At 59.9% G+C, this 16,091-nt stretch carries 14 protein-coding genes; 2 read left to right on the top strand and 12 right to left on the bottom strand.

Going from position 1 to position 16,091, the window contains the following annotated elements:
* Window positions 1-8: 8 nt before the first annotated feature.
* Both BLO97_RS00405 and BLO97_RS00410 read right to left on the bottom strand, forming a co-directional pair.
* A complete protein-coding gene (locus BLO97_RS00405) occupies window positions 9-1,613 on the bottom strand; it encodes a carboxyl transferase domain-containing protein (RefSeq protein ID WP_092344379.1) in 1,605 nt (534 codons plus the stop codon).
* Between the two features lie 98 nt (window positions 1,614-1,711).
* Window positions 1,712-2,875: an isovaleryl-CoA dehydrogenase gene (locus BLO97_RS00410; protein WP_092145444.1), complete on the bottom strand. Its 1,164-nt coding sequence runs from the start codon at window positions 2,873-2,875 to the stop codon at window positions 1,712-1,714.
* 198 nt (window positions 2,876-3,073) lie between these two features.
* Here BLO97_RS00410 and BLO97_RS00415 point away from each other — a divergent pair, with 198 nt between their 5' ends.
* Window positions 3,074-4,771, top strand: a complete 1,698-nt coding sequence (locus tag BLO97_RS00415; protein ID WP_092223896.1) for an AMP-binding protein — start codon at window positions 3,074-3,076, stop codon at window positions 4,769-4,771.
* A 653-nt stretch (window positions 4,772-5,424) separates the two neighbouring features.
* On the opposite strand, the gene BLO97_RS00420 is transcribed toward BLO97_RS00415, so the two are convergent.
* From BLO97_RS00420 to BLO97_RS00430, 3 genes are all read right to left on the bottom strand, one after another.
* Window positions 5,425-6,324 carry a hydroxymethylglutaryl-CoA lyase gene (locus BLO97_RS00420; RefSeq protein WP_092145448.1) on the bottom strand — a complete coding sequence of 300 codons (900 nt, stop codon included), beginning with the start codon at window positions 6,322-6,324 and terminating at the stop codon, window positions 5,425-5,427.
* 151 nt (window positions 6,325-6,475) lie between these two features.
* Window positions 6,476-6,877 carry a MerR family transcriptional regulator gene (locus BLO97_RS00425; RefSeq protein WP_072346631.1) on the bottom strand — a complete coding sequence of 134 codons (402 nt, stop codon included), beginning with the start codon at window positions 6,875-6,877 and terminating at the stop codon, window positions 6,476-6,478.
* A 196-nt stretch (window positions 6,878-7,073) separates the two neighbouring features.
* Entirely contained in the window at window positions 7,074-8,003 is a 930-nt protein-coding gene (locus BLO97_RS00430) for a LysR family transcriptional regulator (protein WP_063322104.1), read from the bottom strand.
* Window positions 8,004-8,180: 177 nt separating this feature from the next.
* Here BLO97_RS00430 and BLO97_RS00435 point away from each other — a divergent pair, with 177 nt between their 5' ends.
* Window positions 8,181-9,410: an acyl-CoA dehydrogenase gene (locus BLO97_RS00435; RefSeq protein ID WP_072346633.1), complete on the top strand. Its 1,230-nt coding sequence runs from the start codon at window positions 8,181-8,183 to the stop codon at window positions 9,408-9,410.
* Between the two features lie 229 nt (window positions 9,411-9,639).
* On the opposite strand, the gene BLO97_RS00440 is transcribed toward BLO97_RS00435, so the two are convergent.
* The 7 genes from BLO97_RS00440 to BLO97_RS00470 form a co-directional block, all read right to left on the bottom strand.
* Window positions 9,640-10,509, bottom strand: coding sequence for an isocitrate lyase/PEP mutase family protein (locus BLO97_RS00440; protein WP_063322102.1), 870 nt, complete (start codon window positions 10,507-10,509; stop codon window positions 9,640-9,642).
* A 176-nt stretch (window positions 10,510-10,685) separates the two neighbouring features.
* Complete coding sequence (locus tag BLO97_RS00445) at window positions 10,686-10,877, bottom strand: hypothetical protein (RefSeq protein WP_063322101.1); 192 nt, start codon at window positions 10,875-10,877, stop codon at window positions 10,686-10,688.
* On the bottom strand, window positions 10,874-11,554 hold the full coding sequence (locus BLO97_RS00450) for a transposase (protein WP_092344381.1): 681 nt from the start codon (window positions 11,552-11,554) through the stop codon (window positions 10,874-10,876). The genes BLO97_RS00445 and BLO97_RS00450 overlap by 4 nt, the downstream gene beginning before the upstream one ends.
* On the bottom strand, window positions 11,551-12,324 hold the full coding sequence (locus BLO97_RS00455; protein WP_256571495.1) for a hypothetical protein: 774 nt from the start codon (window positions 12,322-12,324) through the stop codon (window positions 11,551-11,553). Before BLO97_RS00455 ends, BLO97_RS00450 begins: the two co-directional genes overlap by 4 nt.
* A gap of 140 nt (window positions 12,325-12,464) precedes the next feature.
* A complete protein-coding gene (gene astA / locus BLO97_RS00460) occupies window positions 12,465-13,499 on the bottom strand; it encodes an arginine N-succinyltransferase (RefSeq protein WP_092344385.1) in 1,035 nt (344 codons plus the stop codon).
* 61 nt (window positions 13,500-13,560) lie between these two features.
* Window positions 13,561-14,577: an arginine N-succinyltransferase gene (locus BLO97_RS00465; RefSeq protein ID WP_092145454.1), complete on the bottom strand. Its 1,017-nt coding sequence runs from the start codon at window positions 14,575-14,577 to the stop codon at window positions 13,561-13,563.
* 110 nt (window positions 14,578-14,687) lie between these two features.
* A complete protein-coding gene (locus BLO97_RS00470) occupies window positions 14,688-16,037 on the bottom strand; it encodes an APC family permease (protein ID WP_092344387.1) in 1,350 nt (449 codons plus the stop codon).
* Window positions 16,038-16,091: the final 54 nt, after the last annotated feature.

Below are 16,091 nucleotides of genomic sequence, written 5' to 3' on the forward strand. Positions count from 1 at the left end.
TTCCCCGTTTACATCCGGAACACGCCGAAGCGGCTCGGTTCGATAGGCGCGTTCAGTGACGCGGACAAGGCCAGGCCCAGCACGTCGCGGGTCTGGGCCGGGTCGATGACGCCGTCGTCCCACAGCCTGGCACTGGAATAATAGGGGTGACCCTGTTCTTCGTACTGATCGAGGATCGGTTGCTTGATCTCGGCTTCCTGCTCGGCGCTGAAAGGGTGGCCACTGCGTTCGGCTTGTTCACGCTTGACCTGCACGAGCACGCCGGCCGCCTGTTCGGCGCCCATCACGCCTATCCGCGCGTTCGGCCACATCCACAGAAAACGTGGGTCGTAGGCGCGACCGCACATGCCGTAGTTACCCGCGCCGAAACTGCCGCCAATGATCACGGTGAATTTCGGCACCTTGGCGCACGCCACGGCGGTCACCAGTTTCGCGCCGTGCTTGGCGATACCGCCGGCCTCGTACTTTTGGCCGACCATGAACCCGGTGATGTTCTGTAGGAACAGCAACGGTATGCCGCGCTGACAGGCCAGCTCGATGAAGTGCGCGCCTTTCTGCGCGGCTTCGGCAAACAGAATGCCGTTGTTGGCCAGGATCGCGATCGGGTAGCCATGCAAGTGGGCGAAGCCGCACACCAGCGTCGTTCCGAACAGCGCCTTGAATTCGTCGAACACCGAGCCGTCCACCAGGCGCGCGATCACTTCCCGCACATCGAACGGCTGCTTGGCGTCGGCCGAAACCACGCCGTACAGCTCCTCGCCCGAGTAAAGCGGGGCAATCGGCAGGCGATGCTGCAACTCGCCCTGTTTGCGCCAATTGAGGTTGGCCACGCTGCGGCGTGCCAGGGCCAGCGCATGTTCGTCGCTGTCGGCGTAATGGTCGGCCACGCCGGAGATCTTGCAGTGCACATCGGCGCCGCCCAGGTCTTCGGCACTGACCACCTCGCCGGTGGCCGCTTTCACCAACGGTGGGCCGGCGAGGAAAATCGTCGCCTGCTGGCGGACCATGATCGCCTCGTCCGCCATGGCCGGCACGTAGGCGCCACCGGCGGTGCAGGAACCCATGACCACGGCGATCTGCGGGATGCCCTGGGCACTCATGTTGGCCTGGTTGAAGAAGATCCGGCCAAAGTGCTCACGGTCCGGGAACACCTCGTCCTGGCGCGGCAGATTGGCGCCGCCGGAGTCCACCAGGTAAATGCAGGGCAGGCGATTCTGCTGGGCGATCGTCTGGGCGCGCAGGTGTTTTTTCACCGTCAGCGGGTAGTAGGAACCACCTTTGACCGTCGCATCGTTGGCGACAATCATGCATTCGACGCCTTCCACGCGGCCGATGCCGGCAATCACACCGGCTGCCGGCACGTCTTCGCCATAGACTGCGTGGGCTGCCAATGGGCTGATTTCCAAAAACGGCGAGCCCGGGTCCAGCAGTCGGTTGATGCGTTCACGGGGCAGTAACTTGCCCCGCGACGTGTGCCTTTCCTGGGCCTTGGGACCGCCGCCTTGGCGAATTTGCGCGAGCAAGGTGCGCAAGGCCTCGACGTGTCCGAGCATCGCATCGCGGTTGGCAATGAACTCCGGCGAGCGCGGGTTGAGCAGTGTGTGCAGAATCATGGGCTACTCCGTAGCAGCTTTGAGCTTCAAGCCACAAGCTGCAAGCAAGAGCGCAGTTCGCTTGCCGCTTGAAGCTTGTCGCTCGTAGCTGACGAAATTCATTTCGTTTCGTTGAACAGTTCGCGGCCGATCAACATCCGACGAATCTCACTGGTGCCGGCACCGATTTCGTACAGCTTGGCGTCACGCAGCAGGCGGCCGGCCGGGAATTCGTTGATGTAGCCATTGCCGCCGAGAATCTGGATGGCGTCGAGGGCCATTTGCGTGGCGCGTTCGGCGCTATAAAGGATTACCCCGGCGGCGTCCTTGCGGGTGGTTTCGCCGCGCTCGCAGGCCTGGGCCACGGCATACAGATAGGCGCGGCTGGCGTTGAGCTGGGTGTACATGTCGGCGACCTTGCCCTGGATCAGCTGGAATTCGCCGATGCTCTGGCCAAACTGCTTGCGGTCGTGGATGTAGGGCACGATCAGGTCCATGCAGGCCTGCATGATCCCGGTCGGGCCGCCAGAGAGCACGACGCGCTCGTAGTCGAGGCCGCTCATCAGCACTTTCACACCGCCATTGAGCGCACCGAGGATGTTGTCTTCCGGCACTTCGACGTCATCGAAGAACAACTCGCAGGTGTTGGAGCCACGCATGCCGAGCTTGTCGAATTTATTGCTGCGGCTGAAGCCTTTCCAGTCGCGCTCGACGATGAAGGCGGTGATGCCATGGGGACCTTTTTCCAGGTCGGTCTTGGCGTAGATCACGTAGGTGTTGGCATCGGGGCCGTTGGTGATCCAGGTCTTGCTGCCATTGAGCACGTACTTGTCGCCACGCTTGTCGGCCCGCAGTTTCATCGAGACCACGTCGGAGCCGGCGTTCGGCTCGCTCATTGCCAGGGCACCGATGTGTTCGCCGCTGATCAGCTTGGGCAGGTATTTGGTTTTCTGTTCGTGATTGCCGTTGCGGTTGATCTGGTTCACGCAGAGGTTGGAGTGGGCACCGTAGGAGAGGGCGACCGAGGCCGAACCACGGCTGATTTCTTCCATCGCCACCACGTGGGCCAGGTAGCCCAGGCCAGCGCCGCCGTATTCTTCCGGTACGGTGATACCCAGCAGGCCCATGTCGCCGAACTTGCGCCACATGTCGGCGGGAAACAGGTTGTCGATATCGATTTGCGCTGCTCGCGGCGCCAGTTCAGCCTTGACGAAGGCCTGCACCTGGTCGCGCAACATGTCGATGGTTTCGCCGAGGGCAAAGTTCAGGGATGGGTAGCTCATGGGACACCTTTGGCTTTTTTATCGGGTGCGGAGAGCGGGGGGAATGGCTCTCACCTTTACGTTAACGTAAGCCTGCGACGAGAGGCTGTCAATCGCCCTTTACGTTAACGTCAACTTGAGCCAGAGTAAGTGCCCGCAAAGGCATGTTGTTGCATCAGGTTACCGCTACACCCACTAATAAAGACAAGAGGGGGCGTCATGGATCAACCCGGTTTGCATTCGCAGCTCAGCTACACCCGTGGTTCCGCGGCCAAGGCCTTATTGGCTCAAACCATCGGCGAGGTTTTCGACCAGACGGTGGCCCGCTATCCGGAGGGCGAGGCGTTGGTGGTTCGCCATCAATCGCTGCGCTATACCTGGCGACAACTGGCCGAGGCTGTCGATCTGCACGCCCGAGCCTTATTGGCGCTAGGCTTGAAAACCGGTGATCGCCTTGGCGTGTGGGCACCCAATTGCGCCCAGTGGTGCATCAGCCAGTTCGCCAGTGCGAAGCTCGGCGTGATTCTGGTCAACATCAATCCGGCCTATCGCGTCTCTGAGCTCGAATACGTGCTCAAACAATCCGGATGCCAATGGCTGGTGTGTGCCGGGGCGTTCAAGACCTCGGACTATCACGCCATGCTGCAAACGCTGGCACCGGAACTGGCAGAGCAACCGATCGGCCAGATGCAGAGCGAGCGCCTGCCGGAGTTGCGCGGCGTGATCAGCCTCGATTCCCAGCCACCGTCAGGCTTCCTGCCTTGGTCGCAACTGGCCGCCCTGGGCGCGGCGGTGACGCCTGGACAACTGGCCGAGCGCCAATCCAGCCTGCACTTCGATCAACCGGTGAATATCCAGTACACCTCCGGCACCACTGGCTTCCCCAAGGGCGCTACCCTCAGTCATCACAATATTCTGAATAACGGTTACATGGTCGGCGAAAGCCTGGGCCTGACGGCTGACGATCGGTTGGTGATCCCGGTGCCGCTCTACCATTGCTTCGGTATGGTCATGGGTAACCTGGGCTGCATGACCCATGGCAGCACCATGATTTACCCCAACGATGCCTTCGACCCGCTGCTGACGCTCAAGGCCGTGGCCGAAGAAAAGGCCACTGCGTTGTATGGTGTGCCCACCATGTTCATCGCCCTGCTGGACCAGCCGCAGCGGGGCGACTTCGACCTGTCCAGCCTGCGCACGGGCATCATGGCCGGGGCCACATGCCCCATCGAAGTGATGCGACGGGTCATCAATGAAATGCACATGGCCGAAGTGCAGATTGCCTACGGCATGACGGAAACCAGCCCGGTGTCATTGCAGACCGGTCCTACCGACGAACTGGAACTGCGCGTAACCACCGTTGGCCGTACCCAGCCGCAACTGGAAAGTAAAATTATCGATGCGGCCGGCAATCTCGTCCCGCGTGGTGCTGTCGGCGAATTATGTACCCGTGGCTACAGCGTGATGCTCGGCTATTGGAACAACCCCAAGGGCACCGCCGATGCCATCGACCCGGATGGCTGGATGCACACCGGCGACTTGGCGACCATGGACGAGCAGGGCTACGTGCGCATTGTCGGGCGCAACAAGGACATGATCATCCGCGGCGGGGAGAATATTTACCCGCGTGAGCTGGAGGAGTTTTTCTTCACTCACCCGGCGGTGGCGGACGTGCAAGTGATCGGCATTCCGTGTTCGCGTTATGGCGAGGAAATCGTTGCGTGGATCAAGTTTCATCCCGGCCACAGTGCCTGCGAACAGGAACTGCAAGCCTGGTGCAAGGAGCGCATCGCCCACTTCAAGACGCCGCGTCATTTCAAATTCGTCGAAGAATTTCCCATGACGGTCACCGGTAAGATCCAGAAATTCCGCATGCGTGAGATCAGCATCGAAGAGCTGCGCGATAAGCAAAGCTAGCCGCAACACTTGCGGGAGCGAGCCTGCTCGCGATGGCGGTGGGATAGTCGACAGATAGGTTGGCTGTGCCGCCGTCATCGCGAGCAGGCTCGCATCCACGGGGGAAATGTGAAATCCGGGAAAGCACAAAGGGGAGCCGAAGCTCCCCTTTAATTTTGTCGTCGCGTGCTCTTTTTTATTATTGAGGGGCGGCCTGTTGTTGTTTTTGGCAGCCGTTGCCCTTTACCGCTGTTTTTGGCGATCCCCATCCGGGATCAAGAGCAAACGTATTTTTTTGAGCGCTGATCTGCTTTTTCGCCTTGCGATCCAACCGATTCGGGAGCTACCTGAAGGTAGTTTTATTGTTCTCTGCCCGGTTGCGGGTTGCTCCTGAAAGCACCCTGAAAAGCACATCCTCTCCAAAAAAATCTGTTAGCTGCGTCTCTGCCGTGTTGTTTTTGTTATGCCAGAGTCGTTTCGTCTTGTTTTTATTGGGTTTGCTGCGTTTTTTTATTCTTGTTATGCGAGAGATATAGCAGGTGGCGTGCCAACTTTTAAAACTCTATATAAATCAATGGCTTGAATTTTTTAGCTGAAAAACCTGGCGCGTCAAACCTGACAAATTGTTTCCGTGTTACTCGTTTCGCCGCCGTTACAAAGCCAGCGGTAACACCTCACTGTGCGCTGCGGGCCTTGGCGACACGCGAACCGCTAGGGCGGCCGAGCACGTCGCAGATCTGCCGACCCGCGGCGATCAGGGCGTCCAGGTCGACACCGGTCTCGATACCCAAGCCATTGAGCAGGTACAGCACGTCCTCGGTGGCAACGTTACCGCTGGCGCCCTTGGCATAAGGGCAGCCGCCCAGGCCGGCGATGGAGCTGTCGAACACCGCGATGCCTTCCAGCAGGCTGGCGTATACGTTGGCCATGGCTTGGCCGTAGGTATCGTGGAAGTGTCCGGCGAGCTTGTCTCGAGGCACCTCGGCGCCCACCACCTCGAACATCCTGCGGGTGGCACCGGCGGTGCCCGTGCCGATGGTGTCACCCAGGGAGACTTCGTAGCAGCCCATGGCATACAGCTCCCGAGCGACCCAAGCCACCTGCTCAGGCTTGACCGCACCTTCATACGGGCAACCCAACACGCAGGACACGTAACCGCGCACACTGACGCCGTGTTGTCTGGCGGCCTCCATGATCGGCTCGAAACGCTCCAGGCTGTCCTTGATGGAGCAGTTGATATTGCGCTGGGAGAATGCTTCGGACGCGGCGGCGAACACCGCCACTTCTTTCACGCCCGCCGCCAGCGCATCTTCAAAACCCCGCAGGTTCGGCGCCAGGGCGCCATAGGTTACATCGGGCTTGCGCTGGATCTGCGCGAACACCTCGGCGGAGCCGGCCATTTGCGGCACCCACTTGGGCGAGACGAAACTGCCGACTTCGATGTAGCCCAGGCCGGCGGCGCTCAAGGCATCCACCAGACGCACCTTGTCGGCGACGCTGATGGGCTGTGCTTCATTCTGCAGCCCGTCACGGGGGCCGACTTCGATCAGGCGTACAAAGGAGGGGAGGGACATGGGGATTGACCTGTAGTGAGTTGCCAATATGTCGAGCGCAATGATGAACCCATTGTGGGAGCGAGCTTGCTCGCGATAGCGGTGGATCAGCTTGCATTGATGTTGAATGTGCCGCCATCGCGAGCAAGCTCGCTCCCACAGGGAGAAAGTGTTACTGGACGATTTCCTCGCCCTTGAGTGTCTGCTCCAGCGCCTGGATGCAGCGTTCTTCGGCGGTGTCGAGTTCCAGCTTCATCTGTTCGATGTCCAGCAATTGCTGTTCGAGCTGTTCCCGGCGCTCGGCGATTTTCGCCAGCATGCTGTGCAGCTGTTTCTGATTGCCGCTGGAGGGGTCGTAGAGTTCGATCAGTTCGCGGCACTCGGCCAGGGAAAAGCCGATGCGCTTGCCGCGCAGGATCAGCTTCAGGCTGACCTTGTCCCGCGGCGAGTAAATGCGCTCCTGGCCCCGTCGTTCCGGGCTCAACAGGCCTTGTTCTTCATAGAAACGGATGGCCCGGGTGGTGATATCCAGCTCGCGGGCGAGGTCGGAGATGCTGTAGGTCTGGCTGCTCATGGACGCGCTCGAAACGAAAGGGGCTGGCGCTAAGCTAAAGGCAGGTTGACGTTCGCGTCAAGCATGGGGCCGGCACTGCATGGCAGGCATGAACCTGTGGGAGCGAGCTTGCTCGCGATAGCGGTAGACCGGCCAATATCAATGGCGACTGATCCGACGCCATCGCGAGTAAGCTCGCTCCCACAATTTTGATCGCCTAAACCTTGTCGAGCTTCTTCTCATGGGCCGTCACCTGCTGGCACAGCTCGATCATCTGCTCGCGCATCCAGCGGTTGGCCGGGTCCTGGTCGGTGCTTTCGTGCCAGTAGAGGTGGGTTTCCACCGGCGGCACGTCGTTGACTGGTAACAGGAAGGCGTGCAGATCGTGACGACGGGCAAAGCGCTCGGGGACGGTCATGACCATGTCCGTTTGTTGCAGGACCTGGGAGGCCATCAGGTAATGCTGGGAGCGCAGGGCGATCTTGCGCTGGATACCCATCTTGCCGAGGGCCAGGTCGACATAACCCAGCCCGTTGCGGCGGCTGGAAATATGCACGTGGGTCTGGGCCAGGTAATCGTCGAGGCTGATCTTTTCCTTGCCCGCCAGCGGATGGCCCTTGCGCATGGCGCACACGTAGCGATCTTCCATCAACTTGACGTGGCGTACCTGCGGGTCGGTGTTGAGCGGTGCGTCCACGGCGAAGTCGAGGCGGCCGGCGGCCAGCTCCTTGGTGGTTTCACGGCGCTTGGAGAGGAAGCTTTCGATCGCCACGGTAGGTGCCAGGCGACGCAGGCGCTGGAACAGCGGCGGCAGGATCACGCCTTCGGTGAGGTCGGTCATGCTGATGCGGTAGGTCTTGACGGCCTGCAACGGGTTGAAGATCCGGCTTTCCTGCACCGACACCCGCAGCAGCGACAGGGCGTTGCGCACCGGGCCGATGATGTTCTGGGCCATGGGCGTCGGCACCATGCCTTGGGCGGTGCGCACGAAGAGCGGGTCGTTGAAGGTCTCCCGCAGGCGCGCCAGGGCATTGGACACGGCCGGCTGCGTGATGCCGACGATCTGCCCGGCGCGGGTCAGGTTGGCTTCGGTGTAGATCGCATCGAAGACAATGAAAAGGTTGAGATCGACCTTGCTCAGATTCATGGCGCTGCACTCTTATTCTTGGACGTGTTGTGAGGTGCCGGATGGCGATGCGAATCAGTGAAACATATATCGGTGATGAATGTTAATACACGCCGAGAATAGGTTAGGTAAATTTTCGTAGCTGAACTAGCATCGATTTCATGACCTAAAACAACCTCTGCCAAGAAGGTGCTGCTCATGGATTTTGCTTATTCCCCCAAGGTTCAGGCACTGCGTGAACGCGTCACGGCGTTCATGGATGCCTACGTTTACCCGGCTGAAGCCGTGTTCGAGCAGCAAGTGGCCGAAGGCGACCGCTGGCAGCCCACGGCCATCATGGAAGAGCTCAAGGCCAAGGCCAAGGCCGAGGGTTTGTGGAATCTGTTTCTGCCTGAGTCCGAGCTGGGTGCCGGCCTGACCAACCTGGAATACGCGCCGTTGGCAGAGATCATGGGCCGTTCGCTGCTGGGGCCTGAACCGTTCAATTGCTCGGCGCCGGACACCGGCAACATGGAAGTGCTGGTGCGCTACGCCAATGAAGAACAAAAGCAACGCTGGCTCGAGCCACTGCTGCGCGGCGAGATCCGCTCGGCGTTTGCCATGACCGAGCCGGACGTTGCCTCCTCGGACGCCACCAACATGGCCGCTCGTGCCGAGCGCGACGGCGACCAGTGGGTCATCAATGGCAAGAAGTGGTGGACCTCAGGGGCCTGCGACCCGCGCTGCAAGATCCTGATCTTCATGGGCCTGAGCAACCCTGATGCGCCGCGCCATGCCCAGCACTCGATGATCCTGGTGCCGGTGGACACCCCCGGGGTCAAGATCGTCCGGCCGCTGCCGGTGTTCGGCTACGATGATGCGCCTCACGGGCATGCCGAAGTGCTGTTCGAGAACGTGCGCGTGCCGTACGAAAATGTCCTGTTGGGTGAAGGACGCGGCTTTGAAATTGCCCAGGGTCGCCTTGGCCCGGGCCGGATTCATCACTGCATGCGCTCCATCGGCATGGCCGAGCGCGCACTGGAATTGATGTGCAAGCGTGCCGTCAGCCGCACGGCCTTCGGCCAACCGTTGGCACGCCTGGGCGGTAACATCGACAAGATTGCCGACTCACGGATGGAAATCGACATGGCGCGCCTGCTGACGTTGAAGGCGGCGTACATGATGGACACGGTCGGTAATAAAGTGGCGAAGAGCGAAATCGCCCAGATCAAGGTCGTCGCGCCGAACGTGGCCCTGAAGGTCATCGACCGGGCGATCCAGATCCACGGCGGGGCCGGGGTTTCCAACGACTTCCCGCTGGCCTACATGTACGCCATGCAACGCACCCTGCGCCTGGCCGACGGTCCGGATGAAGTCCACCGCGCCGCCATCGGCAAGTTCGAGATTGGCAAGTACGTGCCCAGGGAAATGTTGCGCAGCGGGCGCTGAAGACCTGTTTACCTTGGCAACGCCATTGCGCTCACCACAAATCCCCCTGTGGGAGCCTGCTCGCGATGGCGTTGGCACATCCAACACTCATGCAAGCTGACCCACCGCTATCGCGAGCAAGCTCGCTCCCACAGGGAATGGGCGGTGTGCCCGAAATATACGTCGCACCGCAAACCCCCTGTGGGAGCGAGCTTGATCGCGATGGCGGCTTCCCGGACAGTGAGTCTTCTTACTCCTTGACGCTCATGTATTCCTCGGCCCAACGGATGTAGTCCTCGGGCTGGGTGTAGGTGTGGGTCAGTTCGGTGGCGCTCAGGTCCGACGCCTGGGTGAAGATCTGCCGCTGTTCCCGCAGGCTGTCGTAGGTGGCCTTGATCGCGGCGAAATAGGCGCCGTGGCCGTCGATGGTCACGCGTACGCCCAATTCGGCCAGGCGCTTGTCGTCGCGCAGCAACGGGTTGCCATAAGTGACAAGCATCAGCGGCACCGTCAGGTTTTCGCTGATTTTTTCCAGGTGCTCGAAGTCTTGCACCCCCACCATGCAAATCCCGTCGGCACCGGCACGCTCATATTGCTGGGTGCGGCTGATGATTTCCTGGACCGGCAAAATCCCCGCGTTGGTCCGGGCGATGATCGCCATTTCCGGATCGACTCGCGCTTCCAGCGCCGCACGAATCTTGCCGACGCCTTCGGCTACGCCGATCAGGTCGGTGGATTTACGACCGAACTGGGCCGGCAGCAAGGTGTCCTCGATGGTCAGCGCGGCGATGCCGGCCCGTTCCAGTTCGACGATCGTGCGCATCACGTTCAGGGCATTGCCATAGCCATGGTCGGCGTCGGCAATCACCGGCAGTTGGGCCACGCGGCCGATGCGGGTGGCCTGTTCGGCAAATTCGCTGAGGGTGATCAGGGCGAAGTCCGGCGCGCCCAATACTTGCAACGACGCCACCGAACCTCCGAGGATGCCTACTTCGAAACCCAGATCAGCAGCAATGCGCGCCGACATCGGGTCGAACACCGAGGCGGTGTGGTAGCAGGTGTTGGAAGCCAGCAATTGGCGGAAGTTACGACGCAAATCTTGATGGGAAAGCCTGGACATGTGAGTTCCACCAATGGAATGGAAAGGCTTGAGCAAAAGTGTCAACGCCGAAAGATCCAAAGGCTATCACGTGGCAAGCGCAAAGATGATGACGAATGTGTATGGGTGATGCCGTTATGGCATCGAAAAAAGGCTGCAGGCCCGGAAAGGTCGGCAGCCAGGCAAAAAAGCCCATTTCAAACTATTAAGTCTTCGCTCGGTAGGCTCCAGAATTGCTTGATCTCATGGATGTTTCCGACGTTGAAGCGCGTCGGGAAGCCGGGGAGTGTGCAGTGGATTTCGTTCGTCAGTTGCATCGCGGTATCGACCACATTGGTACCGGCCCGCAGTAATGGGGTTTCATCCCAGTCTTTCATCAGGTTATTCAAGGTTCCTCCTTTCTTCGGTTGCTGAACAGCGAATGACTACCGGCATGGAGCAGTGATAGTGTCTCTGTAAACAACGTGATCTCTTGCGCAGCTACGCCGGGGTAAAGGGGTATGTAATCTTTGTCGAAGCACCATGCTTCGTCGATCTTGTCCAGGCGTTCGGGATGGACAAGCAGGCTGAGTGAGGCGGACATTGAGTTCGGGGCTAGTTGTTTATGGATTTCCCGCAAGGCTGGCATGTACAAGACTTCTTCTGGCGCAAGTTTAAGCCTGCGCTCCTTGCCCAGTCGGGGTCTTTTACCTTTTTGCAACGGTAGATCATCAAGTAGTTCGCGTACAAAGGTGGTGTAGCCATCTCCGCTGTAGCCGACCGCATAAAGTTCAAAGTCGTGACTGTGGTTCAGGTTATAAATGAATGTTTCGCCTTCATCATGAGTCTCTACCGGCGACCAGAATCCCAGGCGAAGGGTGAATGAATCATTTTTGTGCAGTAAAAAGCCATAGGCGTTATAGAGGCTGTTGCGTGTGCTAAAACCGTCTCGCCGGAGGGTGGTATAAAGATGATCGCTCAATAGACAACGGTTTTTGGCCAGTTGGCGCAAGTCTGCAATGATCCCGGCTTTGTCTCGCTGCATGTCATAAGTGTTCAGGCGCTCGACAAACGTTTTCAGGTTCATGCCGCCAGCTCCAGTGGACGGAGCAAATTGTCCAGGCGTGCGTCCTTGCGTTTTTTCAGCAACGGGACGTAACTCAACGCGTTTTGCGGGTCAGCCCGATAAAGCATCTGGAAGGCTTTCCACGCCACGGCAGGGTGATAATGGTAGATCAGCTCCCCGGCAACCCTGACCACTCCCGGGTCCTCGATCGTTTCGAGTAATTCGAGGCTCACCAGGTACCGGGCGGCACTGTTGTCGTGAGGCAGCCAGGCTGTTTTGCGCAATGAGACAGGGTCAAATACGCTGATGTCCGTACTGCGGTCGGGGAAGTTGATCCTGCCAATCAATGTCGGCTGTTTTTCGCCCCTTGGAGAATAGTCGAATAAGGTTCGATTGCCATCAATGATCAGCGGATTGCACGGGTCGACGATCGAGGTGTCGGTTTTTTCAAGTTGATGCGTGTTGAGGGTGTATTGCTGGATTTCGAAAGGCTGATCGAGTGCGAATAGAATACTTTGGCCGGGCACCGAGTACAGTTGCGAAGACGCAGTGTTAGATGCAAGTGCCTTGATGCTGATATTACCAATGCTCGTACAATGCAGCGTGATGGTGCCAGTGTGCGGGTTGGTCATGTTCATGATGGCCGCGCGTCGAGACTGTGCCGTAGCAACTTTGTGTTGAACATCCAGGTCGACGATCAATTGTTTGATTTGCGCGTTCATGTCTAATGTCTTGATTTTCTCCGCTATGTGTTCGAGCGGTAATCGTGTGGCAATCAGATTCTTGATCATGAACATTGTCGTTACAGTGGGGGCGGTGCGCGAAAGTATGGGTCTCGAGTAGGTGGGTGGCAATTATGCAATTGTGGAGAAGTATTACTGATTAACGACATTCTTATGTATTGAATATCCAAGGTTGGGCGGTAACGAGGCTACGCCGCCACCGCCTGTTGCCCCAGCCTGGGCAATGCCACGGCCCGCACCGTATCACCCGGTTGCACTTGCAGGCGTTTGGCGGTGAGGCGATCGACAAGCAGCTTGTGGCCATGCTGGTGTGCGCGAGCGCTGGTGACGCGGCAGTTTTCCAGGCGCCGATTGTGAATCAGCCAGACCGGTGCCTGTGGGTCCGGGGTGCCAATGACCAGGGTCAGCATCTGGCTGTCGCGGACGGTGCGGATCTTCGACACCGGCGCCTCGATCACCGGGCCGCCGTCAAAGATGTCGATGTAACCCTTGTGGCTGAAACCTTCGGCACTGAGGATCTTCAGGGCCGGCTCGGTGTTCGGGTGAGCCTTGCCGATCACCGCTTGGGCCTGTTCGGTGAGCAGGCAGGTGTACAGCGGCTGACGTGGCATCAGTTCGGCGATGAACGACTTGTTGCCCATGCCGGACAACTGATCGGCGTAACTGAAATCCTTCTTGAAAAAATGCCGTCCCAGGCTGTCCCAGAACGGCGAACTGCCTCGTTCGTCGGCATGGCCTCGCAGTTCGGCGATCAGTTTTTCGCCGAACAGCTGGGAGAACTCGGCCACGAACAGCAGGCGCGCCAGGGACAGCAGGCGTCCGTTGTGACCGCGACGTTGCTCGGGGTGAAGGAACAACGAGCAGATCTCCGATTGCCCGGACATCTCGTTGTTGAGGAACAGGGTCGGGATCTGCCGCTGGATCCCCAGCTCCGGCGCCGAGCTGACCGTCAGCCCGACCCGATAGTTGTACCAGGGCTCGCGCAGCCCGACCGCGCCGGTCAGGGCGCTGATGCCCACCACCTGCCGATCATCATCTTCGAGCACGAACAGGTAATCGGCGTCGGCACGTTCGACTTGTCCGGCAAAGGTCCGTTGGGCCCAGCGAATACGATGGGCCAGGCGCTCTTCGTTGGCCGGCAGGCTGGTGAAACCGGGGCCTGCGCAACGGGCCAGGTCCAGCAATGCGGGCAGATCGGTAATGGCGACCGGACGGACAATCATGCTGCAGCTCCTTCATTACGTCGGTCCAAGCGCTGATGCGTGCCACGGGATCGAGTGAGGTTCATAGGGCGACCACCCGGATCCGCTCGCCATCCATGACGCCCAGGGCGGCCAGCATGTCGGGCGACAGGGCCACGGGGCCCTCGTCGTTGACGTCCAGCTCGGCGACGATGGCCCGGTAGTTTCCAAGACGGTCGTTACTCACCAGGTAACGGCCTGTGGCATCGATCTGCAGGCTTTGCCGGGCCGTGGCGCTCCGACTTTGCGTGATGGTACGGACGTTGGCGATACGGGCATGCAAGGTCGGCCCACCGTCGAAGATATCGACGTAGTTGTTGGTCTCGAAACCCTCGCGCGCCAGGATGTCGAAGGCTTCCTGGCCGTCGGGATGCACTCGGCCGATGCAGGCCTGGGCCGCTGGCGGCAGCATAGGGACGTAGATCGGGTATTGCGGCATCAGCTCGGCGAGAAAGGTCCGGCTCTGCAAGCCACACAGCCGTTCGGCTTCGACATAGGGCAGGTCGAAGAAGTGCTGGCCGATGGCGTCCCAGAATGGCGACTGACCGTCCTCGCTGCTGAAACCGACGATTTCGGTGATGACCGATTCGGCGAAGCGCTGGGGATGGGCGGCGATGAACATCAGCCGGGCCCGGGACAGCAGCTCCGATTCCGGCGTGCGCACCCGCTCGGCGTCGATGTGGAAGCCACGCAGCAGCGTCTGCCCGTTGAGGTCCTGGCACAGTGACAGCGCGGGCACGCCATGCTGGATGTTCAGCTCGCGGGACTCGCTGGAAAACGGCCGGTTGCGCAGACTGTAGAACGGTTCGTTGTAACCGGTGCTGGAGAGAATTTCCGAACAACCGACCAGGCGCCTGGATTCCAGGTCCTCCAGGACAAAAAAATAATTCTCCGCGCCAGGGCCCTGCACATCGGCCTCGAACGAGGCGCACGAGTCGAGGATCTTTTCCTCTAGGCGCGCGGTATCGTCCGGTAGCGACGTGACCCCCACCAGGCTGTCACGGGCCAATTGTTGCAGTTGCGGCAGATCGGTTAATTGAACTGGACGTAAGGCCAGCATGGATTGCACTCCTGTTCCAGAGAGCCCGGTAACCAGCACCGGGCTTGACGATCACTGTCGATGTCCACGCGTTGTAACCACGGTTGGCCGAGTCCTTCGACCACCGGCCCTCACTGACCGGCCGGATCGGGCACGGCGGCAGGGTTGCCGAATTTGTTGAGCACGCACAGATAAATCACGCCCGCGGCGATCCAGATCAGGCCGAGCTTCTGCGCAGCCACGCCCATGTTGTACATGATGGCCGCGACGATCACGAAGCCGACCAGTGGGCAAATCAAGTGGCGAATCAGTTGGCCGGACTGCTGGCGGCGCCAGTAGTGGTTGATGACCGTGATGTGCAGCAACATGAAGCCGCTCAGGGCGCCGAAATTGACCAGGGAGGTGAGGGTGTCCACGGCGTCGATGAACAGGTAGCAGATCAACAGCGACAGCACTGCCACCAGGTAAATGCTCAGGTATGGGGTGTTGTGGGTTGGATGGACTTTGGCCAGCACCTTGGGCAACTGGCCGTCCCGGGCCATGCCGAACAACAGGCGCGACACCGCCGCCTGGGAAGTGATCGCCACGGCCACGCCCCAGGCCAGGGCCGTGGCAACCGCGGTCAAGGTGGCCAGCCAACTGCCGGCTGCCAGTTCGGCGATTTCATAGAATGCGGTGTCTGCGGATTTGAAACCCATGCCGGCGGCCAGGTCCGTGGCGATCCAGGTCTGCACCACGAAGATCGCCCCCATCACCAGCAAGGTCACCAGGGCTGCCTTGCCGACGCTGCGGCCCGGGTCGCCCTTGATCTCTTCCGCCAGGGTGGAAATGGCGTCGAAGCCCAGGAACGACAATACCGCGATGGACACGGCTTGCATCAGCAGGGCGAAGTTGAAGTGTTCCGGGCTGTACAGCGGCGCCAGGGTCAGCTGGCCGTTACCGGCCCCGCTGTGCAGGGCGTTCCAGGCGTAGAACAGGAAAATCCCCAGCACCACCAGCTGCGCCAGCAGGAAAATGATGTTCATCCGCGCGGTGAAGGTGATGCCCCGCAGGTTGACGAAGGTCGCGCTCACCAGGAAGGCCAGGATGAAACCGACCTTGGGGATGTCCGGGTACAAATGGTTCAGCGCCATGGCGGCGTAGACATAGAGCAGCGGTGGGATCAGCAGGTAGTCCAGCAGCATCAGCCAGCCGGCGATGAAGCCGACGTGTGGGTTAAGGCCCCGTTGTGCGTAGGAGTAGACGGAACCGGCCACTGGAAAAGCCCGGGCCATGCTGCCGTAGCTCAACGCGGTGAACAACATTGCCACCATGCCGATGATGTACGCCAGCGGCACCATCCCCGGTGCCTCGGCGTTGACATAGCCATACACGCCGAACGGGGCGATGGGGATCATGAAAATCATCCCGTATACCACCAGGTCTGTCAGCGACAGGCCGCGTTTCAATTCCTGTTTGTAGCCAAATGCCTCAATGCTCATGAGCCGTTCTCCTTCTCAGCTGTGGGTGGATGTCCTTGCGGGTTGCCGCTGTTT

This window comes from Pseudomonas sp. NFACC05-1, from assembly GCF_900100135.1.
Classification (GTDB): Bacteria; Pseudomonadota; Gammaproteobacteria; order Pseudomonadales; family Pseudomonadaceae; genus Aquipseudomonas; species Aquipseudomonas fluorescens_Q.

Coding starts and splice junctions, on each gene's coding strand:
- BLO97_RS00405 (WP_092344379.1), bottom strand. CDS start 1,613: ATGATTCTGCACACACTGCTCAACCCGCGCTCGCCGGAGTTCATTGCC.
- BLO97_RS00410 (WP_092145444.1), bottom strand. CDS start 2,875: ATGAGCTACCCATCCCTGAACTTTGCCCTCGGCGAAACCATCGACATG.
- BLO97_RS00415 (WP_092223896.1), top strand. CDS start 3,074: ATGGATCAACCCGGTTTGCATTCGCAGCTCAGCTACACCCGTGGTTCC.
- BLO97_RS00420 (WP_092145448.1), bottom strand. CDS start 6,324: ATGTCCCTCCCCTCCTTTGTACGCCTGATCGAAGTCGGCCCCCGTGAC.
- BLO97_RS00425 (WP_072346631.1), bottom strand. CDS start 6,877: ATGAGCAGCCAGACCTACAGCATCTCCGACCTCGCCCGCGAGCTGGAT.
- BLO97_RS00430 (WP_063322104.1), bottom strand. CDS start 8,003: ATGAATCTGAGCAAGGTCGATCTCAACCTTTTCATTGTCTTCGATGCG.
- BLO97_RS00435 (WP_072346633.1), top strand. CDS start 8,181: ATGGATTTTGCTTATTCCCCCAAGGTTCAGGCACTGCGTGAACGCGTC.
- BLO97_RS00440 (WP_063322102.1), bottom strand. CDS start 10,509: ATGTCCAGGCTTTCCCATCAAGATTTGCGTCGTAACTTCCGCCAATTG.
- BLO97_RS00450 (WP_092344381.1), bottom strand. CDS start 11,554: ATGAACCTGAAAACGTTTGTCGAGCGCCTGAACACTTATGACATGCAG.
- BLO97_RS00455 (WP_256571495.1), bottom strand. CDS start 12,324: ATGATCAAGAATCTGATTGCCACACGATTACCGCTCGAACACATAGCG.
- astA (WP_092344385.1), bottom strand. CDS start 13,499: ATGATTGTCCGTCCGGTCGCCATTACCGATCTGCCCGCATTGCTGGAC.
- BLO97_RS00465 (WP_092145454.1), bottom strand. CDS start 14,577: ATGCTGGCCTTACGTCCAGTTCAATTAACCGATCTGCCGCAACTGCAA.
- BLO97_RS00470 (WP_092344387.1), bottom strand. CDS start 16,037: ATGAGCATTGAGGCATTTGGCTACAAACAGGAATTGAAACGCGGCCTG.